At 63.5% G+C, this 25,369-nt stretch carries 22 protein-coding genes; 10 read left to right on the plus strand and 12 right to left on the minus strand.

The genetic code is table 11. The features are described from left to right. Positions 1-24: 24 nt before the first annotated feature. Positions 25-684, minus strand: coding sequence for a response regulator (locus tag I7X09_RS04170; protein ID WP_003940972.1), 660 nt, complete (start codon positions 682-684; stop codon positions 25-27). Further along, positions 681-1,961: an ATP-binding protein gene (locus tag I7X09_RS04175; protein WP_095969254.1), complete on the minus strand. Its 1,281-nt coding sequence runs from the start codon at positions 1,959-1,961 to the stop codon at positions 681-683. The genes I7X09_RS04170 and I7X09_RS04175 overlap by 4 nt, the downstream gene beginning before the upstream one ends. 236 nt (positions 1,962-2,197) lie before the next feature. On the opposite strand from I7X09_RS04175, the gene I7X09_RS04180 reads away from it, so the two are divergent. Beyond that, a complete protein-coding gene (locus tag I7X09_RS04180) occupies positions 2,198-3,592 on the plus strand; it encodes a PspC domain-containing protein (protein ID WP_200315724.1) in 1,395 nt (464 codons plus the stop codon). Next, the gene (locus I7X09_RS04185) at positions 3,589-3,822 is read left to right on the plus strand and encodes a hypothetical protein (protein ID WP_019747594.1); all 234 of its coding nucleotides are present in this window, start codon (positions 3,589-3,591) and stop codon (positions 3,820-3,822) included. The genes I7X09_RS04180 and I7X09_RS04185 overlap by 4 nt, the downstream gene beginning before the upstream one ends. Before the next feature lie 53 nt (positions 3,823-3,875). Here I7X09_RS04185 and guaA read toward each other — a convergent pair whose 3' ends face one another. Then, positions 3,876-5,447, minus strand: a complete 1,572-nt coding sequence (gene guaA / locus I7X09_RS04190; protein WP_020969072.1) for a glutamine-hydrolyzing GMP synthase — start codon at positions 5,445-5,447, stop codon at positions 3,876-3,878. A 367-nt stretch (positions 5,448-5,814) separates the two neighbouring features. On the opposite strand from guaA, the gene I7X09_RS04195 reads away from it, so the two are divergent. Both I7X09_RS04195 and I7X09_RS04200 read left to right on the plus strand, forming a co-directional pair. After that, positions 5,815-7,584, plus strand: a complete 1,770-nt coding sequence (locus I7X09_RS04195; protein WP_200315726.1) for an Ig-like domain-containing protein — start codon at positions 5,815-5,817, stop codon at positions 7,582-7,584. A 51-nt stretch (positions 7,585-7,635) separates the two neighbouring features. Then, the gene (locus I7X09_RS04200) at positions 7,636-9,393 is read left to right on the plus strand and encodes an Ig-like domain-containing protein (RefSeq protein ID WP_200315728.1); all 1,758 of its coding nucleotides are present in this window, start codon (positions 7,636-7,638) and stop codon (positions 9,391-9,393) included. Positions 9,394-9,477: 84 nt separating this feature from the next. On the opposite strand, the gene I7X09_RS04205 is transcribed toward I7X09_RS04200, so the two are convergent. From I7X09_RS04205 to guaB, 3 genes are all read right to left on the minus strand, one after another. After that, positions 9,478-11,232, minus strand: coding sequence for a GMC oxidoreductase (locus tag I7X09_RS04205; RefSeq protein ID WP_124566531.1), 1,755 nt, complete (start codon positions 11,230-11,232; stop codon positions 9,478-9,480). A 173-nt stretch (positions 11,233-11,405) separates the two neighbouring features. Next, positions 11,406-12,545: a GuaB3 family IMP dehydrogenase-related protein gene (locus tag I7X09_RS04210; protein ID WP_021332462.1), complete on the minus strand. Its 1,140-nt coding sequence runs from the start codon at positions 12,543-12,545 to the stop codon at positions 11,406-11,408. Positions 12,546-12,572: 27 nt separating this feature from the next. Continuing rightward, positions 12,573-14,096 carry an IMP dehydrogenase gene (gene guaB / locus I7X09_RS04215; protein WP_020723641.1) on the minus strand — a complete coding sequence of 508 codons (1,524 nt, stop codon included), beginning with the start codon at positions 14,094-14,096 and terminating at the stop codon, positions 12,573-12,575. 244 nt (positions 14,097-14,340) lie between these two features. Between guaB and I7X09_RS04220 the strand changes: the two genes are divergently transcribed. Further along, positions 14,341-14,745 (plus strand): DUF5319 domain-containing protein, encoded by a 405-nt coding sequence (locus tag I7X09_RS04220; RefSeq protein ID WP_095968927.1) that lies wholly within the window; start codon positions 14,341-14,343, stop codon positions 14,743-14,745. 87 nt (positions 14,746-14,832) lie between these two features. Here I7X09_RS04220 and I7X09_RS04225 read toward each other — a convergent pair whose 3' ends face one another. The 3 genes from I7X09_RS04225 to I7X09_RS04235 all read right to left on the minus strand — a co-directional run bounded on the left by I7X09_RS04225 (position 14,833) and on the right by I7X09_RS04235 (position 17,327). After that, a complete protein-coding gene (locus tag I7X09_RS04225; protein WP_442800585.1) occupies positions 14,833-15,771 on the minus strand; it encodes an anti-sigma-D factor RsdA in 939 nt (312 codons plus the stop codon). Beyond that, positions 15,755-16,333: a sigma-70 family RNA polymerase sigma factor gene (locus tag I7X09_RS04230; RefSeq protein ID WP_003940953.1), complete on the minus strand. Its 579-nt coding sequence runs from the start codon at positions 16,331-16,333 to the stop codon at positions 15,755-15,757. Before I7X09_RS04230 ends, I7X09_RS04225 begins: the two co-directional genes overlap by 17 nt. A 175-nt stretch (positions 16,334-16,508) precedes the next feature. Next, positions 16,509-17,327, minus strand: a complete 819-nt coding sequence (locus I7X09_RS04235; RefSeq protein WP_234036794.1) for a hypothetical protein — start codon at positions 17,325-17,327, stop codon at positions 16,509-16,511. A 653-nt stretch (positions 17,328-17,980) separates the two neighbouring features. Between I7X09_RS04235 and I7X09_RS04240 the strand changes: the two genes are divergently transcribed. The 4 genes from I7X09_RS04240 to I7X09_RS04255 all read left to right on the plus strand — a co-directional run bounded on the left by I7X09_RS04240 (position 17,981) and on the right by I7X09_RS04255 (position 20,604). Then, positions 17,981-18,277, plus strand: coding sequence for a WhiB family transcriptional regulator (locus I7X09_RS04240; protein WP_003940939.1), 297 nt, complete (start codon positions 17,981-17,983; stop codon positions 18,275-18,277). A 165-nt stretch (positions 18,278-18,442) separates the two neighbouring features. Further along, positions 18,443-19,108 carry a fasciclin domain-containing protein gene (locus I7X09_RS04245; RefSeq protein WP_007728616.1) on the plus strand — a complete coding sequence of 222 codons (666 nt, stop codon included), beginning with the start codon at positions 18,443-18,445 and terminating at the stop codon, positions 19,106-19,108. An 88-nt stretch (positions 19,109-19,196) separates the two neighbouring features. After that, entirely contained in the window at positions 19,197-19,865 is a 669-nt protein-coding gene (locus tag I7X09_RS04250; RefSeq protein WP_124566533.1) for a sigma-70 family RNA polymerase sigma factor, read from the plus strand. A gap of 1 nt (position 19,866) precedes the next feature. Next, positions 19,867-20,604, plus strand: a complete 738-nt coding sequence (locus tag I7X09_RS04255; RefSeq protein ID WP_200315730.1) for an anti-sigma factor — start codon at positions 19,867-19,869, stop codon at positions 20,602-20,604. Between the two features lie 76 nt (positions 20,605-20,680). Here the strand turns inward: I7X09_RS04255 and groL are convergent, their stop codons facing one another. Together groL and groES are read right to left on the minus strand one after the other, a co-directional pair. Further along, complete coding sequence (gene groL, locus I7X09_RS04260; RefSeq protein ID WP_003940715.1) at positions 20,681-22,291, minus strand: chaperonin GroEL; 1,611 nt, start codon at positions 22,289-22,291, stop codon at positions 20,681-20,683. A gap of 86 nt (positions 22,292-22,377) precedes the next feature. Next, positions 22,378-22,677, minus strand: coding sequence for a co-chaperone GroES (groES, locus tag I7X09_RS04265; RefSeq protein ID WP_003940763.1), 300 nt, complete (start codon positions 22,675-22,677; stop codon positions 22,378-22,380). Positions 22,678-22,910: 233 nt separating this feature from the next. Here groES and I7X09_RS04270 point away from each other — a divergent pair, with 233 nt between their 5' ends. Beyond that, on the plus strand, positions 22,911-24,626 hold the full coding sequence (locus tag I7X09_RS04270; protein ID WP_200315732.1) for a TIGR03767 family metallophosphoesterase: 1,716 nt from the start codon (positions 22,911-22,913) through the stop codon (positions 24,624-24,626). 109 nt (positions 24,627-24,735) lie between these two features. On the opposite strand, the gene I7X09_RS04275 is transcribed toward I7X09_RS04270, so the two are convergent. Continuing rightward, positions 24,736-25,296, minus strand: coding sequence for a potassium channel family protein (locus tag I7X09_RS04275; protein ID WP_200315734.1), 561 nt, complete (start codon positions 25,294-25,296; stop codon positions 24,736-24,738). Between the last annotated feature and the right edge of the window lie 73 nt (positions 25,297-25,369).

The following is a 25,369-nucleotide window of genomic DNA, read 5'->3' on the forward strand; positions in this document are numbered from 1 at the left end:
AATCGCGAAAGAGCGCGCGGAAATTCAGTCGATCTGGCGGCGATGTGCCCAACGCGTCAGCGCATTGCGATTGGACTGCTGAGTCTTTCGCAGAACGTTCGATGCGTGAGTCTCGACGGTCTTCACGGAAATCACCAGGTCCTCGGCGATTTCACGGTAGGTGTACCCACGTGCCAGCAATCTGAGCACTTCGAGTTCTCGCGGAGTGAGCGAGTCGAGTTCCGGATCGAGTTGCGGCTCCGGCGCATTGGAGCGTCCGGTGAAGGAGTCCAACACGAAGCCTGCCAGGCGCGGCCCGAACACCGCGTCACCACCGGCAACGCGTCGCACGCCCTCGGCAAGTTCGGATCCCGAGATCGTCTTGGTCACGTATCCGCGCGCACCGCCGCGGATTACCGCGATCACGTCTTCGGCGGCATCGGAAACGCTGAGCGCCAAGCACACCGGGCCGGAATCGATTCCGCGCAGAACTGCCACTCCGCCACCGTCAGGCATGTGGACATCGAGCAGAACGACATGCGGCTTCGTCGAGTTGATACCCGCGATCGCCTCCGCGACGCCACCTGCTTCACCGACGACGTCCATGTCTGCCTCGCGCGAGAGTTCCGCCCTCACCCCGGAGCGGAACACTGCATGATCGTCGACAAGAAATACGCGGTACGGGGGCGGCGCAAGCGAAGTCACTGGGGCTGTTCCTCGGGGTTGTCGACACGGTCAGCAGTCTGGTCCCACTTTAGAGCAGAGTCACCCAGCGGCATGTGCACGCGGATCTCGGTGCCCTTTCCGATGTCGGATCGAACCACGACGCGGCCACCGCGCCGCTCGATGCGGCCACGAATCGACTTGGCCAGCCCCTGGCGATCCTCCGGCACCGCGTCGACGTCGAATCCGACGCCGCGATCACGAACGAACACACTGACCTGGTCGCCCTCGACCTCGGCGAACAGATTGATTTCCATCTCCCCCGAGTGCTTTGCCGAGTTCACGAGAGCTTCACGCGTCGCCCCGAGGAGCGCGGTGAACGCCTCCTTCGGCAGGCCGTTCTCCACGCCTTCACCTTCGAGTTGTACGTCGCCGACCGTGACGGGACGGACCGTGACACCGTGCTGGTCTTCCACTTCACCGGCGATGATCTTCAGGCCTTCCGTCAGGCTCGTGTGGTCGATGTCGCCGCCACTGAACAACCATTTGCGCAGTTCGCGTTCCTGACCGCGGGCCAGGCGCGCCACCTCTTGCGGGTTGTCGGACTGCTTCTGAATCAGAGCCAAAGTCTGAAGTACGGAGTCGTGCAGATGCGACGCGATCTCTTCACGTTCGTCGTTGCGAATGCGGGCCGCACGCTCGGCGCCGAGAGCTCTCCACATCCGCAGCCACAGCGGCACCGTCAACAAACCGACACCGATCAGCGTCACGACCACGGCCAACAGGGACGAGCGGAGTGCTTCGAGGTCGACCTGTGCAAGGACGACAACGCCAAGACCCAAGATGATCAAGGTGGCTCCCCCGACCACCCGCGCCCACGTGAGAACGGTAGGCCGCTGCGGCAAGCCGATGACGGTACGGGGACCGTCGGAATCGAACTCGCGCCACACCAAGGCAGCACCGATCGCGACGACGAAGAACGGCGCGAGCACCGAACCAGCCGTGCCACTGAACAACCAGGACAACGCAGCAGCGCCGCCCAAGCCGAGGGCGATCAATCCGTACGCCCTCTGCCGCTCGGCTGCGGACGGTTTCTGCGTGTCCGTGCCGGCGGAGGTGAAGATCCAGAGAGCGCCGTAAATCACGATGCCGGACCCGGCCATCGCCGCCAGAATCGCGAAAGCCACTCGCACTTTCAGGACGTCGATACCGAGATGATCGGCAATACCGCCCGCGACACCGGCGACGATTCGACCGCCAGCGCGTCGCTCCAACTTTCGCAGCGGAACGCCGCCCGGGATGGGCACACCCTTCTTCATGGGTACGGCAGACGCCGGTACCCCGTTGACGGGTGGGCCTCCCGGAAACCCGGGAGCGGGACCGCTCACGAACGGTGGAGCTGACAGATATTGCACATAGTCGATACTGGCACGAACCACGCAGACACACATCAGGGTCCAACCCTGAATCAGGGCGCCACCCTCACCCGCGATCACCACAAAGATCAGGGTTGGCCCTGATGCGCGGAGGCCGCCCCGGAAGCCAGGATTGATTCATGAACAATCCGACTTTCCAAGAACAGATCCAGGATCTGTGGCGGACCCGCCCCGTGCGTCTGCCGGCACAAGGTCACGTGGCCGGGGTATGCGCCGGAATCGGATACCGGTACGGCATCGACCCCATTCTGGTACGCGTGGCCTTTGTCGCCTCCACCATTTTCGGCGGCTCAGGCATCCTTCTCTACCTCGCGGGCTGGTTGGTGCTCGCCCGCGCCGGTGACGGATCGTCTCCCGCTCAGTCGTTGATGGGCCGCGGACACAGTTCCGATTCCAGTACCAAGACCATCGTCTTGTTGGTGGCTCTCGCCATCGCGGCCACGACCGTCGGGCCCGTCGGCGTCGGTCTGGGTGGCTCCGGACTGATCGGGCTGATCCTGATGGTCGGCGGCCTGTGGCTGCTCTACCAGCGAGCGCCCGTCCCGCCTGCGCTGCCGCAGAACACGTCGCCGTACGTCGGCGCGGGTACCGCGTATCCAGGAACCGGATTCACGCCTGGTCCGTTCACTCCCGGATACTTCGCACCCAATCAGCCGCCCGTGTACACGCCGTACACCAAACTCCCCGACAGCTACGTGCCCGAGGAACGGCCGGTCGAACAGTCGCAGCAGTCACCGCAATCTCAGGCCGGTCATCCGACGATCGACCTGTCGAAGGACCCCGGCGCTTCGGCCGCCACCAATCCGACCGAGGTGATCGGCGAGGCCGCCATCACACCGCCGTCCTGGGATCCGCTCGGTGTTGCTCCGTTCGCCTGGGATCTTCCGGACCCGGCAGTCAAGGCCACGCCGCTGCTGCCGTTGCCACCGCGGAAGCGTCGCTCGCGTTGGACGCTGACAGTGCTCGGACTCGCGATCATCGTCGCCGCCGTCACCGGGGCTGCGGGCGCGGCAACCGGCAACGAGTGGTTCACTCCTGGCCGAGTCGGCGCGGTCGGGCTGGCCGTCATCGCCATCGGTCTGATTCTCGGAGCATTCTTCCGAAAGGGATACGGCCTGCTGGTCGTCACCGGACCGCTCGTGGGCTTCGTACTGCTTGCCTCGTTGGTCTACCCCATTGAGTTCGACGCCTCGGGTGAGCAAAGGTGGACTCCGGCAACAGCTTCCGAGTTGGATCCGTCGTACTCGGGAGCCTTCGGCAGCTTCACTCTCGACCTCAACGAGGTCACGTTCACCGAGGACACGACCATCGACGTCGCGGCGTCGTTCGGCGAGTTCACCGTCATGGTGCCGCCAAGCGTCAACGTCAAGAACAGTTGCACCGTCGTCATGGGTGACGGATCCGGTTGCCTCGACGGCGGGGTACACCCGGGTCGTGAAGCGAGACCGGATTCGCCCACACTGACCATCAACGCCAAAGCCACATTCGGCAGTCTGAAGGTGACGCAATCATGAGCGAGTACGACGAGACGACAGACCATGACGAGACCCGAGAGTCCAAGCGCCCCTCGGCACTTCTGCTGATCGCAGGACTGGCCGCACTGTTGGTCAGCGTGTGGGCGTTGGTCGGGCCGTTCTCCCTGGCGCCGGCAGCGAACATTCAATTCCGTTGGCTGTTCGTCGGTGCCGCCGTCGTGGCAGGACTACTACTGGTGATTCTGCCGAATCGGCGCAACCGCAAGTAACTGCTGTGCGCCTTTATTAACCGCGGGGGGTTAATAAAGGCGCACAGTTGTTTTTACTCCCACTCGATAGTTCCCGGCGGCTTGCTCGTCACATCGAGGACTACGCGGTTCACATCCGCAACCTCGTTGGTGATTCGAGTCGAGATGCGCTCGAGGGTTTCGTACGGCAGACGGGTCCAGTCCGCGGTCATCGCGTCTTCACTCGAGACCGGACGCAGCACGATCGGATGACCGTACGTCCGGCCGTCACCCTGCACGCCCACGCTGCGGACGTCGGCGAGGAGAACCACCGGGCACTGCCAGATCGTTCCGTCCAAGCCTGCAGACGTAAGCTCCTCGCGCGCAATGGAATCTGCCTGACGCAGAATCTCGAGGCGATCGCGGGTGACCTCACCGATGATGCGGATACCGAGTCCGGGACCGGGGAACGGCTGGCGTCCGACGATCTCTTCCGGCAGGCCGAGTTCGCGGCCCACTGCACGGACCTCGTCCTTGAACAGCAGACGCAGCGGTTCGACCAATTTGAACTGCAGGTCTTCCGGCAGTCCGCCGACGTTGTGATGGCTCTTGATGTTTGCGGTTCCCGTGCCGCCGCCGGACTCCACGACGTCAGGGTAGAGCGTGCCCTGGACCAGGAAGTCGACGGTCGCACCGTGAGATGCGTTCTCGCCCAGAACATCACTGACTGCGCCTTCGAAGCTGCGGATGAACTCGCGGCCGATGATCTTGCGCTTGGTCTCGGGATCGGTGACCCCTGCCAGCTCACCGATGAAGGTGTCAGCAGCATCCACGGTGATCAGGCGCGCACCGGTTGCCGCGACGAAGTCCTGCTCGACCTGCGTGCGCTCACCAGCTCGCATCAAACCGTGATCGACGAAGACACACGTCAACCGGTCGCCGATTGCGCGCTGAACCAAAGCCGCAGCGACAGCGGAGTCGACACCACCGGACAGACCGCAGATGGCGTGTCCGTCGCCGACCTGCTCGCGAACCTGCTCGATCAGCGCATCGGCGATGTTCGACGCCGTCCACGCTGCCGGGATACCGGCGATCTCGTGCAGGAAGCGACTCAGGACCTGCTGACCGTGCGGCGAATGCAGAACCTCGGGGTGGTACTGCACACCGGCGAGCTTGCGGGCGCGATCCTCGAACGCCGCGACGGGAGCGCCATCGCTGGTCGCGGTCACCTCGAAGCCGGAAGGCGCTTCGGTGACGGCGTCGCCGTGACTCATCCACACCGGCTGCGTCGCGGGAAGTCCGTCGTGCAGCAACCCACCGGATACCGCGATGTCGGTACGGCCGTATTCACGGGTGCCGGTCTCGGCAACGGTGCCGCCGAGGGCGCCTGCCATGGCCTGGAATCCGTAGCAGATTCCGAAAACCGGGATGTCGTGATCGAAAAGTGCGGGATCGAGCTTGGGAGCACCGTCTGCGTAGACACTCGAGGGCCCACCCGAGAGCACAACAGCCAAGGGGTTCTTGGCCACGATCTCCTCGACGGTCGTGGTGTGCGGAATCACCTCCGAGTAGACCTTGGCTTCGCGAACTCGCCGTGCGATCAACTGCGCGTACTGCGCTCCGAAGTCGACGACAAGAACTGGTCTCTGCTGCTCGATATCTGCCACAGGTGCAGTCTAATCGCCGCGGCCAGCGCTTCTGCGCATGCATGGACTCGGCCCGCTCCTCGACCGAGTGAGCGCGAGGTACGTCACTACACAGGCCGACTCTCAGAACTGCGAGGCGACCTCGCGCTGATCTAGACCACCGTCCAGGTCAACGACGCCCCAATCACCCGCACCTTAGCTTCGGCAATCAAATCAGCGACATCATCGCAGGCCAGGGCCCGAAATAGACGAAGGGTGAATTTTCTGGACGTTTGACCGATTCGCCTGAACCAAACGTCCAGTAAAGGTAATCTCGCCCGTCAAGTGATCAGGATCACGATCGCAAACGGCCGGCGCCGCCGAACGGCGCTCACCTCGAGGAGGACCTGTGCGTCGATTCATACGACGACTCGCCATACCTGTCGCGGCTGTGACGGCTGCCGCCGGACTTCTAGTCCTCGGCACGCCGGCCACTGCTGACGAAGCCCCGCCCACCAGCTTCACCGGCACGACCGACAACCTGATCTTCACGAAGAGTGTCATCGGGAACGCGGCAGTTCACCCGGGCGACACCGTCACGTACAAGACCGAGATCAAGCACAACGAAAGCGGCATCGAACGGTCGATCGCAAAGATCCGTGACATCCCGCCCGCTGGATTCGTCCTCGTGCCGGGCAGTGCCAAGGCCACCTACCTGGGTGTGACCACCCGGGCCACCATCAGCAACGAATCGGATGGCGGAGTCTCCGCGAAGTGCTCGAGCGGATGCACCTTCCTGGTCGGTGGATTCGTCGTCAAGAAGAACCAATCCGTGACACTGGAAGCGACCTACACGGTCCCCGTCGCAACGGCCTTCGGTACGTACGACAGCGGCATGCTCTTCGACGTCAACGCCTTCAGCACGCAGCAGGGCCTCAACCCGATCAACGTCAATGTCCAGGTCGTCGACCCGTCTGTCGCCACCGGGACCACGCTGGTTGCACCGGCAACGGCGAAGGTCGGCACTCCGGTCGACCTGACCGCGACAGTTGCGCCGTCCGACGCGACGGGCACAGTCCAGTTCAAGGACGGCGGAAACGACATCGGCTCCCCCGTCCCGGTTGCCGCCGGTAGCGCCGCCCTTTCCCACACCTTCGACAGCGTCGGCGCCCACGACATCACCGCCGCGTACAACGCCGGTGCGGGATTCCACAGCTCGACCTCCGGAGTCCAGACCGTCGACGTCTCCGCGGACACCACCACCACGATCTCGGCTCCGAACGCCGCATTGGTCGGTGACAGCATCACCGTGAGCGCCGTCGTCACACCGGCGAACGCCGTGGGCACGGTGCAGTTCAAGGACGGCGACACCAACCTCGGCGCACCGGTGGCCGTGGTCGACGGAACGGCTTCCCTGACCCGCAGCTACGACGCTTCCGGCACGCACAGCTTCACCGCGGTCTTCACCGGCGAGGCCGGCTACGGCGATTCAGTGTCCACCGCAACCCAACTCGACGTCAGCGACCCCGACTGGGGAACCACGACCACAGTTGTCGAACCGCTCACAGCAATGGTCGGTGAACCGACCAACCTCTCGGCCACCGTCTCCCCCATCCCGAGCAGCGGAACCGTGACGTTCAAGGTCGACGGCGCCGAGGTCGGTAACGCGCCGGTCGGCACGGGTGACGGCGTCGCGATCCTCCCGCACACCTTCGCATCAGCCGGTGCCGCAGCCGTGGTTGCCGAGTTCTCCGGCGGAACCGGATTCGTCGGCTCCACGTCCACGTCGTTCACGGTGAACGTGACCGATCCCGAGCCTGCCCGCGCGGACACCACGACGGTCCTGACTGTCAGCGGCGCCGCTCAGGTCGGAAAGGCATTGCAGCTCAAGGCCACCGTTGCACCCGGAACAGCAAACGGAATGATCCAGTTCAAATCCGGCACGACGCCCATCGGTGCACCCGTTGCCGTCGTCAACGGCGTCGCGACACTCACGCACACCTTCGACGACGAGGGAACGTTCGGCCTCACTGCCAACTTCGTCGGCGACGCCGGTTGGAAGAACTCCGTCTCCGGCCCGACGGTCGTGCAGGTCGGCACCGCACCGACCGACGGCGGCGGCACCGGAAGCCTGGACACCGGTTCACTGAGCGGCCTGGTCCCGCTCTTCGGAAGCTAGTCCCCCACATCAGCTTTGGACACCACTCCCGTACCAAGCTCAGGAGAATCCATGTTCGTGTATTCCAGACGCCGCATCGCGGCGCCGATCGCCGCCACGGCACTCGCCAGTGGCGTCATACTCGCGGGAATCCCCGCATCAGCAGCACCGGTGACGACAACTTTCGGAACGAGTTGCCTCGCAACCCCGTCCGCTGTCGCCGGTCCGACCACGCAGTCCCAGTCCGGTTCGGTCATCGTCGACGCACCGGAGAGCGTCGGAGCCGGTGAGACCTTCGAGGTCACCATCCAACCCGGCCCCATCGCCTTCCCTGGATCCGCTTCGGGGGCCACCGTCCAGAACGTCTCCCGTATCAAGGTCGACGTCGATGTTCCCGCGAACGCCACCCTGGTGGAAGCCACCATCGTCCCCGGTACTTCGGCTGGGCTCAGCGGTGTCGCGCCGAACATCCTGCGCGTCAACGAGAACGGCAACGTCGATCCCAACGGAACGATTCTGCGTCTCTCCGGAAACAACCAGGTCATCGGAAACAGCCCGAGCTCGAGCATCAACTCCGAGGGCGGCATCGTCGTCAAGGCGACCGGTAAGAACGTCGACGGCTCCAATAACGCCGACGGCTACACGCAGTTCCAACTCCCCCAGGTCAAGGCAATTCTCAAGGCCGGCGATTCAGGGGACGTTGCGATGAAGGTACGCACCGGCGGCAGCGCAGGAGCGTGGAACAACGATCGCAACTTCCTCACGTTCCTCCCCAAGGCCACCTTGGTCATCACCGCCTGGGCACCCACGCGATGCACCCCGCGTGACGCCGAGAACGGTCCGCTCAACAGCGGCGCAGGCCCCCTCGCCACGACGCGGATCATCGAGGCGGACAAGGCAACCACCACCACGGTGGTCGGACCGGCCAATGCCAAGAACGGAACCCCCGTCACTCTGTCGGCCAACGTGAGCGGCGGCGCAACCGGTGGAACCGTCCAGTTCTTCGACGGCGACACCCCCCTCGGAGACGCGGCGCCGGTAACGGCTGGATCGGCCAGCATCTCCCCGACCTTCACCGAGGACGGACCGCACTCCATCACCGCGAGCTACAGCGGCGCCCCCGGGTTCCTGGCGTCGACGTCGGCGTCGGCCAAGATCGTGACCGTCACGACCGATGCACCGCCGGACGCCGTGACCACGACGGCCACGGTGTCGCCGTCGACCGCAAAGGTCGGACAGGACGTCAATCTGACTGCCAAGGTCGATCCGCAGGGTACCGGCGGCACGGTCGACTTCATCGTCGACGGCACCGAAACGGTCAGTGCCACGGTCGGAACCGACGGAGTTGCCATCGCTCCGTACACCTTCACCTCGACCGGAACGCACAAGGTTGTCGCGAAGTTCACGGGCTCACCAGGATTCGCGCCGTCCGCTGCCCCGGCATTCCCGGTCAGTGTGACGACTCCGGCTCCGGCCGACGTCGAGACGACCACGGTCCTCGACGCCGTCGGAACTGTTCAGAAGAACACCCCGGTGACGCTCAAGGCAACGGTCGATCCGGCCGGAGCCTCGGGCAAGGTCCAGTTCAAGGTCGGTGACACCCTCATCGGTGGACCGGTCGATGTGGTCAACGGTGTCGCAACGGTACCGGCGACGTTCTACAACTCCGGGACCTACAGTGTCACTGCAGAATTCGTGGGCGCTGCGGGCTACACGTCCTCGGCATCCGCGCCGCAGACCCTGACTGTCCCCGGTGATACCGACGGCGGACCCGGCGGCGGAACCGGCAGCCTCGACCTCGGCACTCTCTTCGGATCGCTGGGCGGCTGACAAGGTGGGCTGACGATCTGAAACTGCGAAAGGGGCGTGCCGTCGAATCCTCGACGACACGCCCCTTTTTCGGTTCTCGGTGAACTATCCGGCTGCAGGCTCCACCGGAACAGCAGTGGCCGTCTTGCCGCCGGTGATCTTCACGATCGGCAGAACCAGCGCGGCCGGAGCCGACGCCGGCACGACGGGCGACTTGGGTGCAATCGGTGCCAAGCGTTCGTAGCCGCTGCCCTGGGCGGGACGCAGGTCGGTCTCCCCCTTGTTCGGCCACAGCGAGGCCGAGCGCTCTGCCTGGGCGGCAATGGTCAGCGACGGATTCACGCCGAGATTGGCCGAGACCGCTGCACCGTCGACGACGCTGAGCGTCGGGTAGCCGTACACCCGGTGGTACGGATCGATGACGCCGTGATCGGAATCCGACGCGATAGCGCAACCGCCGAGGAAGTGCGCCGTCAGCGGAACGTTGAAGATCTCGCCCCACGTGCCGCCCGCCACGCCGTCGATCTTCTCGGCAACTCGACGCGTCGCCTCGTTACCCTCCGGAATCCACGTCGGGTTCGGCTGACCGTGGCCCTGCTTGCTGGTGACCTTGCGTCGACCGAACAGGCCCTTCTTCGTGTACGTGGTGATGGAGTTGTCGAGGTTCTGCATGACGAGCGCGATGATCGTGCGCTCACTCCAGTCCTTGACCGTCAACATGCGCAACATCTGGTACGGGTTCTTCGCGACCACACCGAGGAACTTGATCCACCGGGGTGTCTTGCCGCCGCCATCGGTCATCAAGGTCTGCAACAGGCCCATCGCGTTCGATCCCTTGCCGTAGCGGACCGGCTCGATGTGGGTGTCGCTGCTCGGGTGGAACGACGACGTGATCGCCACTCCGCGGGTCAGGTCGAGAGCAGGATCGACCTTGTACTTGCCTGCGCCGACGATGGATTCGGAGTTCGTTCGAGTCAGCTCGCCGAGCTTGTCGGAGAGCTTGGGCAGCGCTCCGGTGTCCTTCATGTCGAAGAGCAGATGCTGAGTGCCCCACGTTCCGGCCGCGAGAATGACGTTCGCAGCCGTGTAGGTGCGGCGGTTCTTGCGTCCGAATGCGCCGGTTCGCTCGGTGAACACGTCCCACGAACCGTCGCGAGCCTCGCGTAGTCCGGACACGGTGGTCATCGGAATGATCTCGGCGCCGGCTGTCTCGGCAAGGCCCAGATAGTTTTTGAGCAGAGTGTTCTTCGCTCCGTGACGGCAGCCCGTCATGCACTCGCCGCACTCGATGCAACCGGTGCGCTCGGGTCCGACGCCGCCGAAGTACGGGTCCTTCGCCTTCTTGCCCGGCTCACCGAAGTAGACGCCGACGGGCGTCTGGATGAACGTGTCACCGACGCCCATGTCGTCGGCGACCGACTTCATGATCTCGTCAGCGGGCGTCATGTGCGGATTCTGAACGACGCCGAGCATCTTCTGAGCCTGCTCGTAGTACGGCGTGAGTTCACTGCGCCAGTCGGTGATGTGAGCCCACTGCTTGTCCTGGAAGAACGGCTCCGGCGGCTGGTAAAGCGTGTTGGCGTAGTTCAACGACCCACCGCCGACACCCGCGCCCGCGAGAATGAGGCAGTCGCGCAGCAGGTGTACGCGCTGAATGCCGAAACAACCCAGTTTCGGAGCCCAGAGGAACTTCTTGAGATCCCAACTGGTCTTCGCGAAATCTTCGTCGGCATACCGTCGGCCGGCTTCGATGACGCCGACCTTGTAGCCCTTCTCCACGAGACGAAGCGCGCTCACGCTTCCGCCGAACCCGGATCCGACGATCAGTACGTCGTAGTCCGTTGCCCGTTGCTTGCCCATCAGGACACCTCCACCGTGAACCGTAGTTACCCGCCAGTATGCACCTATCCCTTGTGACTACCACCACAAGGGGCCTCATAAGCGTAACCACAAGTATCAGGAACGGGAGAAAGTCCTGCACAACGAACTGTGGCCCCGGTTCACGAAGAACCGGGGCCACAGAAAGGTACAAACTACGCGCGGACGGTCAATCCGACCTTCTGGAACTCCTTGAGATCGGAGTATCCGGCCTTGGCCATCGACCGACGGAGACCACCGACGAAGTTCAGCGAACCGTACGGATCATCCGAAGGACCGCTCAGAACCTGATCCAGGCTCGGACGCTCACCGTAGGAAACCGGAAGAAGCGCTCCACGCGGAACCGAAGGATGAGCCGCAGCGGACGGCCAGTACCAGCCGCCACCCGGCGCCTCGGCGGACACGGCCAGCGGCGCGCCCAGAACGGCAGCGTCGGCACCGCAGGCGATGGCCTTCGCCAGATCACCCGAAGTTGCGATGTCACCGTCGGCGATGACGTGGACGTAGCGTCCACCTGTCTCGTCGAGGTAGTCGCGCCTGGCTGCTGCAGCGTCGGCAATGGCCGTGGCCATCGGAACGCCGATACCCAGGACCTCACCGGTGGTGGTTGCACCCTCGGTGGAGCCGTACCCGACGATGACACCGGCAGCGCCGGTACGCATCAGGTGCAGCGCGGTGCGGTGGTCACTGACCCCACCAGCGACAACCGGAACGTCGAGTTCCGAGATGAACGTCTTGAGGTTCAGCGGTTCCTGCTCGGTGTGCACGACGTGCTCGGCCGAGATGATCGTCCCGTGGACGACCAGCAGGTCGATTCCGGCCTTGATCAGCTCGGGCGTCAGTGCGCGCGCATTCTGCGGACTGACTCGAACGGCAGTGGTGACCCCCGAATCACGGACCTGCGCCACCGCAGCAGCCAGAAGACCCGCCTGCAGCGGTGCCGCGTGCAGCTCCTGCAAGTAGCGGATGGCTGCGTCGACGCCACCGTCCTTTTCGGCGATCTCGACGAGACGCCGGAGCTTCTCCTCGACATCGGGGTGACGACCCCACAGGCCTTCACCGTTGATGACACCGAGGCCGCCGCGCTTACCCAGCTCGATCGCGAAGGTCGGCGAGACCAACGCGTCGGTGGGATGTGCGAGGACTGGGATGTCGAACCTGTAAGCGTCGAGCTGCCAAGCAGTCGACACCTCCTTCGACGAACGGGTTCGCCGGGAGGGAACGATGTTCACATCGTCCAACTCGTAGGTACGTCGGGCCGTTCGACCCATGCCGATCTCAACGAGGTCGCGCACGCGCACCCCTTTCTCGTGTACTGGTTGCTAACGAGCGGTGTAGTTGGGTGCTTCGACAGTCATCGTGATGTCGTGCGGATGGCTTTCCTTCAAACCGGCCGCCGTGATCTGGACGAACTGAGCGTTCTGCAGGTGCTCGATCGTCGCCGACCCCGTGTAACCCATGGCAGCGCGCAGACCACCGGTGAGCTGATGCGTCACCTGGGAGAGCGGGCCACGGAACGGAACGCGTCCTTCGATGCCTTCCGGAACCAACTTGTCCTCGGAAAGTACGTCGTCCTGGAAGTACCGGTCCTTGGAGTACGACTTGGCCTCGCCACGCGACTGCATCGCGCCGAGCGAACCCATGCCGCGGTAGCTCTTGAACTGCTTGCCGCCGACCAGAATCAGTTCGCCGGGCGATTCAGCGGTACCGGCCAGGAGCGAGCCCAGCATGGCCGTCGACGCACCCGCGGCGAGAGCCTTCGCGATGTCACCGGAGAACTGGAGTCCACCGTCGGCGATGACGGGCACACCGAGCGGCTTGCACGCGGCAACCGCTTCCAGGATGGCCGTGACCTGAGGGGCACCGACACCGGCGATGACGCGAGTGGTGCAGATGGAACCAGGGCCGACTCCGACCTTGACTGCATCGACGCCGGCTTCGACGAGAGCCAGGGCACCAGCGCGCGTAGCGACATTGCCACCGATGATCTGAACCCGCTCGCCCAGTTCACGCTTGAGCTTGGCGATCATGTCGAGAACGTTGGACGAATGCCCGTGTGCACTGTCCACCACGAGGACGTCGACACCGGCATCGGTGAGCGCCATCGCACGCTGGAAGGCGTCGTCACCGGCACCCACTGCAGCGCCGACGAGCAGCCGACCGTCACGGTCCTTGGTGGCGTCCGGATGCTGCTCGGTCTTGACGAAGTCCTTGACCGTGATCAGGCCGGTGAGCTTGCCGTTGCCGTCGACGATAGGCAGCTTCTCGATCTTGTGCCGACGGAGAAGGCCCAGTGCTACGTCCGCGGTGACGCCTTCCTGAGCGGTGATCAACGGCATCTTGGTCATGATCTCGACGACCGGACGATTCTGGTCGACCTCGAAACGCATGTCACGGTTCGTGACGATGCCGACCAGCTGGCCGGCGTCGTCGGTGACCGGGAGACCCGAGATGCGGAAGCGAGCGCACTTCGCGTCGACCTCACCCATCGTGTCGGTCGGCTTACACGTGACGGGGTCGGTCACCATGCCGGCCTCGGAGCGCTTGACGGTCTCGACCTGTCCTGCCTGAACCTCGACGGACGAGTTGCGGTGCAGAACTCCCATACCGCCGGCGCGCGCCATCGCAATGGCCATGCGCGACTCGGTGACAGTGTCCATCGCAGAGCTGACCAACGGAATCCGCAGACGGATGTCGCGGGTCAGTTGACTGGACGTGTCGACCTGGCTCGGGATGACGTCGGACGCGGCAGGCAACAGCAGCACGTCGTCGTATGTCAGTCCCAGCATCGCGACCTTGTTGGGGTCGTCTCCTCCGGTGTGTACATGTCCTGCAGAACTACTCATGCGGTCAGGACCCTCCATGGACCTAGATTCGCCCAGGGCGACCGCTGTAGCAGCCGCCTCGAAACGGATTACGAAAAGCTGGATATCGGATAGAAGGCGCCTACACGGAAAGAAATTCCTGGCACCTTTTCCCGGCGTTGCACACCATGGTATCGGCTCACTCAAAGGTCCGAACCATCCCACCCACGCTGCGGGTACGCGTAACAAGTGGCGCTGACCCCCCTGACCTGCGTACCGTGGTGCTGTGCGTGATCAACTGCCCCCCGGTCTGCCGCCAGATCCCTTCGCCGGCGACCCAGCTGACCCCTCCGCGGCTCTCGATGCCATCGAGCCGGGTCAACCACTCGACTCCCATGAACGCCAAGCGGTCGAGGAGGATCTCGCTGACCTCGCCGTTTACGAGGCACTCCTCGCTCACCGCGGCATCCGCGGTCTCGTAGTGTGCTGCGAGGACTGCCAACAAGATCATTACCACGACTGGGACATGCTGCGCGCAAACCTGCTGCAGCTCCTCGTGGACGGAACCGTCCGCCCCCACGAGCCCGCCTACGACCCGATGCCTGAGGCATATGTCACGTGGGACTACTGCCGCGGATACGCCGACGCGTCGATGAACGAGGCGATGCACGGCGACGGTTTCGACAGCTGAGCGAAACCCCACCGAGTTCATACGAAAGTGGCCGACAAGCAATTGCTTGTCGGCCACTTTCGTTTGACTCGGATCGGAACGATGCGATCAGGGCGGGGGTGACGAAGAATCACCCGACGGCGACGAGGCCGGGGCCAGTGAGGTCGTTGTCGTGGTTGTGGTCGTCGTTGTCGTGGTGGTTGCCGTGGGCGACGATGACGGTGTGGACGACGCCGCACTTGGCCCAGGCGCTTGCATGATTCCAGGGTCGGGCGTTGTCGTCGTGGTTGCGCCGCCAGGCTGCTGAGGGTTGGCCGGGTTGACAGAAGTCCCCGGAATCGCCGTGGGCGAGGTGGCAAGCGAGGACTGCTGATCGGTCGTCAGCGGCGGCGCCAAGGGTGACGTGGTCTCCTGGACCTGCGTCATCAACTTGCCCCAACGCTCGACGAGGTCGGTCTTGTCCTGCGAGTCCTTGACCGCATCGGCACGGTGAGCTGCGTTGTCCAGCACCATCTTTGCCGCGGGAATGTCCCCGGCAGCCAACAGACGCTCGGCCTTCTCCAGCTCGGATGTCGTGTCGATCTTCGCAACCGTCGAGTTGGCCTCGTCGGCGAAGACGACCTCCTTGACGCCCCAGAGGGCATCGCCGGGCTGGGCGCCGTATGCCATCGCCGTGGCGCCACCGAAGACCACTGCTGCGACAGCTGCTGCGGCGGCGATCGGGCGGACCACGCGCAGTCGGGAACGGGAACGTGAACGCTGACGATCGGAGAAGCCGGACGGCGTCGCTGTGATTGCAGCGATGACATCGTCCAACAACGGACCCTCGGGCATCGGAGTCGCAACGACATCGTCACGCCATTGCGAGAGAATCAACGCAAGTTCGTACTGTTCGGTGCTATCGGTTGCTACCGGTCCACCACTCGAAATGGATTCGATCAGCGCATCGTCACGCCGAACCGCAGCCAAGTCCACTGGCGTACCGTCGTCGGCGAGATCACCGAGATTCGAAGCGTCACGCCCCTCGTCTCTAGCCAAAGCTCTCACCTGCTTTCGTCACTTCTTTTTTCAGTTTCGCGATCGCCCTGTGCTGAGCGACTCGTACAGCTCCGGCGGTACTACCGACGGCGACGGCCGTTTCCTCGGCCGACATCCCGACCACCAGGCGAAGTATCAAGATTTCTCGATGCTTCTCCGGAAGTGTGCCGAGCAGTTCGTGCATCTGTCTGCTGGACTCCGAATCAAGTGCTCGTTGTTCGGGACCATCATCCAGTGCTATTACATCCGGTACTTCGGAAACGGGCTCCGACTTGTTACGGGCGGAGCTTCGATGTGCGTCCGCAACCTTGTGTGCCGCAATTCCGTACACAAAGGCCATGAACGGGCGTCCCTGGTCCTGATAACGCGGCAGCGCGGTCATCACGGCCAGACACACTTCCTGTGCGACGTCGTCAGCGGACAGGTGTCCCCGCTCGGCCGCACCCACTCGACCGCGGCAGTAGCGCACCACCATCGGTCGGATGTTCTCCAGAACCAAAGCTAGAGCTGTACGGTCGCCCTGCGCAGCAGCGGCGACCGCGGTGTCCAACTCATCGCTCGTATTTGTCATCGTCAGCGAAAATCCTGGCGTTACAGTGGCACCTCCCGAGCGGGTGTGCTCCCGCTCTCAGCGGAACCCTCTAAGAGTAACCATCCGGACCGGCTGGTCTCCGCATGCCCGCCCAGCAGTCGCGATAACGAAACAGCCCTGCGGGAATCGTTCGCAGGCGACTTCGGCGGAGCAATTACGACAAAGGTAGGAGTAATCCACCGCGCATCGCGATCAGATCGCCGATCTCACGAGCGCTCGGCGAGGTCCTCCCACCACTCACGCCCTCGATCAACAACGACGACGCCCAGGCCAGGGGCAGCAGACCGTATCGCTGACACCGCGCAAGCACATCCGTCGCCAACTCCACGGCCGCGCTTGGGTCTGTTCCGGTCAAAGTGGCACTGAGCAGTAGATCCGACTTCACGCGGTGCCGGACAGACTCCGATTCCCCCGACAATTCGACGGCGCGTTCTGCGTGTCTGCCTGCGCGCGCGAAGTCACCTCCCGCCAGTGCGAGTTCCGCCGAGACCCATTCGATCCGAATTTCCTGCCGCCACAGCCCGGCCTCTTCACCCAGACGCGCCCGACACTGCGCCAGCAGGCGCCAGCCGAGCGGGAGCCGGCCACAGCCGAGCGCATCCGCAGCCAGACCGGTCAGAGCGTCACAGGCGGCCTCTGGATCGTCTTGCAGGCCGCCGACGATCGCCAGTGCGCGACCGTCCCACGTCGACGCGAGTGCATGGCGTCCGCTCTGGCGAAGAAACGACGCCCTCGTGCTGGCAGACAGAGAGGCAAGGACTCGATCCGAATGCGCCGAGAACCCCGAAGTGCGCCGATCCAGGACATCCAATGCGGCCCGCGCTCTGGCGTAATGCCCCTGCCCACCCAGAATTACTGCTGTTGTCCACCACTCCCGGGTGGTACTCGGCACCGGGAGGCGGTCGAGATCCGGATCCGCCCCGAACGCGGCGGACTCGAGAGTGCTTGGACGTGCAGCTGCTTGAGAGGGCACAAATGATCCGGTGGGCGCAGATGGTCCAGGGGGCGCAGGTGTCGACACAGGTAGATCATGGCAGCAGCACCGCCAGACAAGCGCTCGACCGATGCCAAAAATCGCACAGAAACACGAAATGGCAAGTTTGTCGGAGTTAATCAGATATTCAACTGAGATTTGCCGAATGTACTCGTAATGATATTTAACGGGCATATATCCGTGACGTTAACTGTGCATTACTTATTGGACAGATGTCCTAGTTGAAACTTGGGCACTAAGTCCCGAAATGGCACACTATCCCGCCTGCGCAATATCGGACAAATGACGCAAACCGAGCCGAATGACTGAGTGATTTCGCCGGGCGATCAGCAGCAAACATATCCCTGATCTGTGGGTTTCGCATCTCGAGCAGCCAGGCTCGCCGCCCACCACCTCGATCGACCCGATATCAACATCGGCACAGCACAACGCATGAGGGGCCCGAAATGTAAATATATACTTCGTTAACTCTCGTATTTCGATATATGCCGATCGCCACTGAACAAGCCTATTGACGCGATTTACTCAGCACCCTTACGGTTAGCAAGCGTGAACGATTCAGAAGGCCCGGATAACCTCCGGGCAACTTGGTCCGCTCGTTGATCAACGCGAGCTTGCAGTAAGGAGTCAACATGCCTGCACCGAATCACCTTCCAGGCCCCAACGCAGACATCTGGGACTGGCAGATGCACGGTCTGTGCCGCGGAGTCGACTCCTCCATGTTCTTCCATCCCGATGGCGAACGCGGTAGAGCACGTGCCCAGCGCGAAACCCGCGCAAAAGAGATGTGCCGTCAGTGCCCGGTACTGATGCAGTGCCGCAGCCACGCGCTGACCGTCGCCGAGCCGTACGGCATCTGGGGAGGAATGTCGGAAACCGAACGTGAACTACATGCGCGCCACCGTCGCACCACCCGCATAGCTTCCTGATACGCGCAGGTCGAGTGCACCAGGCCCCCGAGAGTTTTCGGGGGCCTTTGCTTGTCTACGTCAGCTCCTGAAAAGAATTTCCGACTCCGACCCATCCTGTCGACGACCGACTCCGAATGCCTTCTGACAGTGCACCTCAGCACATCCCTTCAGGAAGGCAGACCCATGAACACCTCTACTCGAGTTCTGGCAGTCACCGCAGCAGCCTCTTTCGCCGTCTTCGGCGTCGTCGGTTGCTCCTCCGACGACAACGATTCGTCGACCGACACCTCGAGCGCCGCCATGACGTCTTCTGCAATGGGATCGAGCATGTCTCCCAGCAGCGCGATGGCAGAGCCCGCTTCTGATCTGGTCGGTGCCGGTTGTGCCGACTATGCAGCCGCAGTACCGAGCGGCGCCGGATCGGTCAGCGGAATGGCCCAGGATCCGGTTGCCACAGCGGCATCCAACAATCCGTTGCTCACCACCTTGACCGCGGCTGTCTCCGGCCAGCTCAACCCGGACGTCAACCTGGTCGACACCCTCAACGGCGGCGAGTTCACCGTCTTCGCACCGATCGACTCGGCATTCGCGAAGATCGACCCCGCCACGATCGACAGCCTCAAGACGGACAGCGCCACACTGACCAAGATCCTCACCTACCACGTGGTTCCCGGCCAGATCGCCCCTGACGCGATCGACGGAACGCACCCCACCGCCGAGGGCGGAACGGTCACGGTCACCGGATCCGGAGACAACATCAAGGTCAACGACGCAACTGTCGTCTGCGGTGGAGTCAAGACTGCAAACGCCACCGTCTACCTCATCGATTCGGTGCTGATGCCGCAGTAGTCCCCACCTGCTGTGCGCCTTTACTAACCCCCCGCGGTTAATAAAGGCGCACAGCGGCCAACGGCGGGCCAAGAGAAAAGAACCGGACATGCACGCTACGGTTGTACGCGATGAAGCGAGACAACTCTTCGTGAGCGAGCCAGACCATGCGTCGGATGCGGCCGACGCATGCCCGACGGACAATTCTGCGGCCCGCACCGCTCGAATCGCGGAATCACGCGAGCTGGCAGTGATCCTCGCGAGCGTCGCCGGTGGCGACCAGAACGCCTTTGCCGAGTTCTACGACCGAACCAGCTCCCGCGTCTACGGCATGGTTCTTCGTGTACTCCGTGATCCAGGCTTCTCCGAGGAAGCGGTCCAAGAGGTCTACCTCCAAGCCTGGAAATCGGCCGACAGTTTCGACCCCGCCAAGGGGTCCGCACTCTCCTGGCTTCTGACTCTTGCCCACCGACGCGCGGTGGATCGCGTGCGCTCCGAACAGTCGAGTTCGGATCGACAGGCTCTCTACGACACCACCAATGCCACTCCCGAGTTCGACGTCGTCAGCGACGAAGTGACGCGAAGAGACGAGCATCGTGCTGTCACGGACTGTCTCGAAACGCTGACGGACACTCAGCGCCAATCGGTGACTCTCGCCTATTACGGCGGCCGAACGTACCGCGAAGTGGCCGAAGATCTCGGCGTGGCGATTCCCACGATCAAGTCGCGAATTCGCGACGGACTACTGCGCCTACGTGGATGTTTGGGGGTGATGTGAGATGGACGAAGAGCTGATCGACTACGCGTACGCCTACGCGATCGATGCGTTGGACCTCGACGAGCGCCGTGAGGTCGACAGATGCCTCGCCGCTTCGGACTCCGCGACCCGCGCCGAATTCGACGCGCAGGTCCGACTCACCGCCGAAACCATGGCCGCGATGACCGTCGTCGACGCCGTCGAGCCCCCGCCGTCACTGCGTAGTAGCGTCCTCGCCTCGATCTCGGCACAGACGACTGCTGCCGACGCCCCCATCTCGCTGGCCGAGCGCCGTAATCGTCGACGTCCGTGGACCGTTGCACTTGCCGCGGCAGCCGCAGTCGCAATCCTGGTCGGCGGCATCGGAATCGGACGCACGCTGTCCGACAACACTCCGCCGCAGAACGCAGCGTCCGAAATCATGGCAGCACCCGACGTTCATGCCACGACGCGTGAAATCCCGGGCGGCGGTAGTGCCACGACGCTGTTCTCGCCCTCCGAGGATGCCGCAGTCCTCGTGATGAACGATGTGACTCCCCCGAGTCCGGATACCGTCTACCAGATGTGGCTGGTGCCGGGCGACACCGACGACACCACGATGATCCCGATGGGGACGATGGCTCCGGGCGACGTCAAACCCACTACCCAGGTGGTGCTCGACGGCATCGGCCCGAACACGAAGTTGGCATTCACGGTCGAACCGCCCGGCGGATCGCAGCAGCCCACCAGCGAGCCGTTCGCGACGATCCCGCTCATCTGATCGCCAGACGAAAGAAGAGATCCCCCACCGGAATCCGGCGGGGGATCTCTTCTTTGTCGAAACTACGAGCAGCGAATCAGTGGCTGTGACCGTGTCCGGTGTCGGCAACTTCCTCGGTCGGCTTCTCGACGACGGCGCTCTCGGTGGTGAGGATCATGCGCGCGACGGAAGCGGCGTTGACCACTGCCGAGCGAGTGACCTTGACCGGGTCGACGACGCCGTCGGCAAGCAGGTTTCCGTAGGTGAGGGTGGCGGCGTTGAAGCCTTCGCCCTTGGTCATCTCGGCGACCTTGCTGACGACGACGGAACCGTCGATGCCTGCGTTGCTGGAGATCCAGAACAACGGAGCGTTGAGGGCTTCACGGACCACGGCAACGCCGGTGGCCTCGTCACCCGTCAAGCCGAGATTCCCGATCAGTGCCGTACCGGCCTGGACGAGAGCCGATCCGCCACCGGGGACGATGCCCTCGGAAACTGCTGCCTTGGCTGCGTTGACCGCATCCTCGACGCGGAACTTACGTTCCTTCAGATCGGTTTCGGTGGCTGCGCCGACCTTGATGACGGCCACGCCGCCGGACAGCTTCGCCAGACGCTCTTCGAGCTTCTCGCGATCCCAATCCGAATCGGTGTTCTCGATCTCGCGACGCAGCTGTGCGACGCGGGTCGCGATGTCGTCAGCGGTGCCTGCACCGTCGACGATGACCGTCTCGTCCTTGGTGACGACGACGCGGCGAGCGCTGCCGAGCAGTTCGAGGCCGGCTTCCTTGAGGGAAAGGCCGACGTCGGTGTTGATGACGGTGCCGGCGGTGACGACTGCGAGGTCGTCGAGGAATGCCTTGCGACGATCACCGAAGAACGGCGCCTTGACGGCAACGGCCTTGATGGTCTTGCGGATGGAGTTGACCACCAGGGTGGAGAGAACTTCACCCTCGACGTCCTCGGCGATGATCAAGAGCGGCTTGCCGGATTCGGCAACCTTCTCGAGCAGCGGGAGGAAGTCGGGAAGCGAGCTGATCTTCTCGCGGAAGAGCAGGATCAGCGCGTCTTCGTAGACGGCCTTCTGCGCATCGATGTCGGTGACGAAGTAGGGCGAGAGGTAGCCCTTGTCGAACTGCACACCTTCGGTGACGACGAGTTCGGTTGCAACGGTGGAGGATTCCTCGACCGTCACGACGCCGTCGGTTCCGACACGGGTGAGTGCCTCGCCGACGAGCTTGCCGATCTCCTCGTCACGCGAGGAAACGGTGGCGACCTGAGCGATCGACTTCTCGCCTTCGACGGGGGTGGCTGCGGCGAGCAGTTCCTCGACGACCTTGTCGGCTGCGGCGTTGATGCCGACGCCGAGAGCCATCGGGTTCGCGCCCGCTGCGATGTTCTTGAGTCCGCCGCGGACGATGGCCTGGGCCAGAACGGTCGCGGTGGTGGTGCCGTCGCCGGCAACATCGTTGGTCTTGGTGGCGACACTCTTGACGAGCTGTGCGCCGAGGTTCTCGAAGGGATCTTCGAGCTCGATCTCACGGGCGATGCTCACACCGTCGTTGGTGACGGTGGGGCCGCCGAATGCCTTGGCGAGCACGACGTGGCGTCCACGCGGGCCCAAGGTCACCTTGACGGCGTCGGCAAGCTTGTCGACTCCGGCTTCGAGAGCGCGGCGTGCGGTCTCGTTGAACGCAATTTGCTTGGACATCTGTTCTGTCAGCTCCTGAATCTTCGGGGCGTGAACGCATTCCGCCCCGGGATCCTGTGTGGACTCCGGGGCGGATCACGTGTGTCTTACTTGGAGACGACAGCCAGCACGTCGCGTGCCGACAGGATCAGGTATTCCTGGCCGGCGTACTTGATCTCGGTTCCGCCGTACTTGGAGTAGATGACCGTGTCACCCTCCTTGACGTCGACCGGGATGCGGTTGCCCTGCTCGTTGACGCGGCCTTCGCCGACTGCAACGACGGTGCCCTCCTGGGGCTTTTCCTTGGCTGTGTCAGGAATGACCAGGCCGGAAGCCGTCGTCGTTTCAGCCTCGTTGGCCTGGACGAGGATCTTGTCCTCGAGCGGCTTGATGTTGACGCTCGCCACGATGAGCCCTCCACTTTGGGGTATGTGCGTCCGAGGCGATCCTCGGACAGCTGTTTGGGTATGCCGTTTACGGCGCGTCACTGCAGTCCCGTCGTCGCGGGTGCCGGAACTCGATCAGCGCCAATTGGCACTCTATACGTGAGAGTGCCAACCCTCAAGGACTGGGCGCATTTTTCTCTTCGTCCAGAGCGAAACAGGACAGCCGTCCACCACGTTCACCTATTGTTCACTTCGTGACGAACATCAATCGCCGTAGTTTTCTGACCTTCGCCGGACTCGGCGCCGTCGGCGCGGTCAGCCTTGGCAAGCCGTGGGGCCTGCAATACGCAGGCGCGTCGACCATTCCGACGTCCGGCCCCGGCACCACTCTCGAGTCCGTGTCCACCCCCGTCAGCAGCAGCGGCTACACCAAGCTCACCGCCGGGCCCGGTTGGGCGAACATCGTGCGCAGCGAGTTGGCCGAGCCGAAGTCGGGACGCGAGGACCGACGCACCGCGCTCGCCTCACTCGTGCAGTTGACCGACGTCCACATCGTCGACGCCCAGTCCCCCATGCGCTTCGAATACGTCCATCAGATCACCGGCTCGGCGTTCCGCCCCCAGGAGACCTTGACGGCGCACGGGTTGATTTCGCTTGTCCGACGCGTCAATTCGATCGGCAGTGGCCCGCACACCTCTCGCCCCTTCGATGCCGTCGTCACCACCGGCGACAACACCGACAACAAGGAATTCGCCGAACTCGACTGGTTCCTCACCTCACTCAACGGCGGTACCGTCGTCGCCAACACCGGTGCCAAGGACCGCTACGAGGGCGTGCAGAACTCGGGTGCCGATCTCTACTGGAACCCCGAGTCACCGATGCTCGACATGTACAAGAAGGCCGGTTTCCCGGAGATCCCGGACTTCTTCGGTGCCGCTTTCACTCCCGTGTCGAGCCCCGGCCTGAACACCCCTTGGTACTGCGTGTTCGGCAACCACGACGATTCGGTGTCCGGCACGGTGCCCAGCGGCATCCCGCCGCTCGAAGCGATGTACACGGGATCTCTCAAATTCGAGGTGCCCGGTTCACCGGAGCAGGCCAAGCAGATCGACGTCGCCACCAAGTTCGATCCCAGCGCGATTCCCGGAATCCTGTCCGCCTTCACGACGCCGCCGCGCCAGGTCACCCCCGACCCGTCGCGCGCGCCGTTCACACCCCGGCAGTTCATCGCCGCACATCTCGACCCCGCGCACACCGGTCCCGGTCCCGTCGGGCACGGTTTCGCTCCCGACGCCGGAGAAACCGGTATCGGTTACTACTCGTTCCAGATCGCACCGGGCGTCGTCGGTATCAGCATGGACTCCACCAACCGCGCAGGCCTTGTCGACGGTTCGCTGGGCGCCGCTCAGTTCCAGTGGATCGAGAACACCCTGCGCGCCGGCAGCAGCACCTACTACGACGCCGCGGGCTCTCGTGTCACCGAGTCGCGCAGCGACACGTATTTCGTGCTGTTCAGTCACCACACGAGCGACACGATGGACAATCTCGTTCCCGACCCCGAGAACGTCCTCGAGCCGCGCCTGCGCGGTTCACAGCTTCTCGACTTGCTGCATCGTTTCCCGAACGTGCTTGCCTGGGTCAACGGACACACCCACGAGAACAAGATCACCCCGTGGCCCGGCGCGACCCCCGAGCAGGGCTTCTGGGAGATCAACACCGCCTCTCACATCGACTACCCGCAGCTCGGGCGCATCATCGAGATCGCGGACAACCACGACGGAACGGTGTCGTTGCTTGCGACGCTCTTCGAAGCGGAAAGCCCCAATTCCGTCGACCACAGCGACAAGTCGGCGGCCGGACTCGCCTCGCTGTACCGCGAACTGTCGTTCAACGACATCCACCGCGACCCGAAGCTGACGGGTGCCGGCGTCGACCAGAACGTCGAATTGTTGGTCCACACCGGACGATGACTCCGTGTGCCGCAGTGTCCTGGGTGACTTCAGGGTCCCCGGTGACTTCAGTGTCCTAGGCGACTTCAGTGTCCTAGGCGACTTCAGTGTCCTAGGTGACTTCAGTGTCCTAGGTGACTTCTGGTCCGCTCGAAGGCGAGCTGTGCGCTTTCGCCCACGACACTGCGGCAACGACGAATCGAACTCCGAATCCGATCAACACCAGATTGCAGACGATCTGAAGGCTCACGAGTCCCCTGGCAAGGTCCGTCTGTGCAGCGATGTCACCGAAGCCGACGGTCGAGAACACCGACAGCGAAAAGTACAGGGCCGCCATACGCGACAGCGGTTCGGTGAAACTGCCGACGCTCGCATGCTCGACCGAAAAATAGGTGATGGACACCAAGAGTAAGTAGGTCGGCATCACGACCGCCACTGCTTCGACCGCCTGCAGAGAGGGCACATCGGAACGCAGAATTCGACGCACCTGCCAGGTCGTTACGGCAAGCACCGCGGCTCCTCCACCGATCAAGAGGAAAATCGCACCCACGGTGTGGACATCGATCCACGGCAGGAAGAAGTACGCACATCCGAAGGCGATCATCGTCAGCGTGGGTCGAAGCAGTGCACCCCGGATCAGCGTGCGTCGTCGATCCCGGTCGATGTGGGGAGAATCGCCTTTTTTCCGCATGAATCAATGATCGACAATTTCGCAGGTAAAACCACCCTTTCGGTCCGAAAAGGACGTCACGGAGACGAAAAGC

This window comes from Rhodococcus sp. P-2, assembly GCF_016598535.1.
In the GTDB taxonomy this organism is placed as follows: domain Bacteria; phylum Actinomycetota; class Actinomycetes; order Mycobacteriales; family Mycobacteriaceae; genus Rhodococcus_F; species Rhodococcus_F baikonurensis.

Bases quoted from the DNA above. Each gene is read 5' to 3' on its own strand.
- I7X09_RS04175 (WP_095969254.1), bottom strand. From the start codon at position 1,961: ATGAAGAAGGGTGTGCCCATCCCGGGCGGCGTTCCGCTGCGAAAGTTG.
- I7X09_RS04180 (WP_200315724.1), top strand. From the start codon at position 2,198: ATGAACAATCCGACTTTCCAAGAACAGATCCAGGATCTGTGGCGGACC.
- I7X09_RS04185 (WP_019747594.1), top strand. From the start codon at position 3,589: ATGAGCGAGTACGACGAGACGACAGACCATGACGAGACCCGAGAGTCC.
- I7X09_RS04200 (WP_200315728.1), top strand. From the start codon at position 7,636: ATGTTCGTGTATTCCAGACGCCGCATCGCGGCGCCGATCGCCGCCACG.
- I7X09_RS04205 (WP_124566531.1), bottom strand. From the start codon at position 11,232: ATGGGCAAGCAACGGGCAACGGACTACGACGTACTGATCGTCGGATCC.
- guaB (WP_020723641.1), bottom strand. From the start codon at position 14,096: ATGAGTAGTTCTGCAGGACATGTACACACCGGAGGAGACGACCCCAAC.
- I7X09_RS04230 (WP_003940953.1), bottom strand. From the start codon at position 16,333: ATGACAAATACGAGCGATGAGTTGGACACCGCGGTCGCCGCTGCTGCG.
- I7X09_RS04240 (WP_003940939.1), top strand. From the start codon at position 17,981: ATGCCTGCACCGAATCACCTTCCAGGCCCCAACGCAGACATCTGGGAC.
- I7X09_RS04245 (WP_007728616.1), top strand. From the start codon at position 18,443: ATGAACACCTCTACTCGAGTTCTGGCAGTCACCGCAGCAGCCTCTTTC.
- I7X09_RS04250 (WP_124566533.1), top strand. From the start codon at position 19,197: ATGCACGCTACGGTTGTACGCGATGAAGCGAGACAACTCTTCGTGAGC.
- I7X09_RS04255 (WP_200315730.1), top strand. From the start codon at position 19,867: ATGGACGAAGAGCTGATCGACTACGCGTACGCCTACGCGATCGATGCG.
- groL (WP_003940715.1), bottom strand. From the start codon at position 22,291: ATGTCCAAGCAAATTGCGTTCAACGAGACCGCACGCCGCGCTCTCGAA.
- I7X09_RS04275 (WP_200315734.1), bottom strand. From the start codon at position 25,296: ATGCGGAAAAAAGGCGATTCTCCCCACATCGACCGGGATCGACGACGC.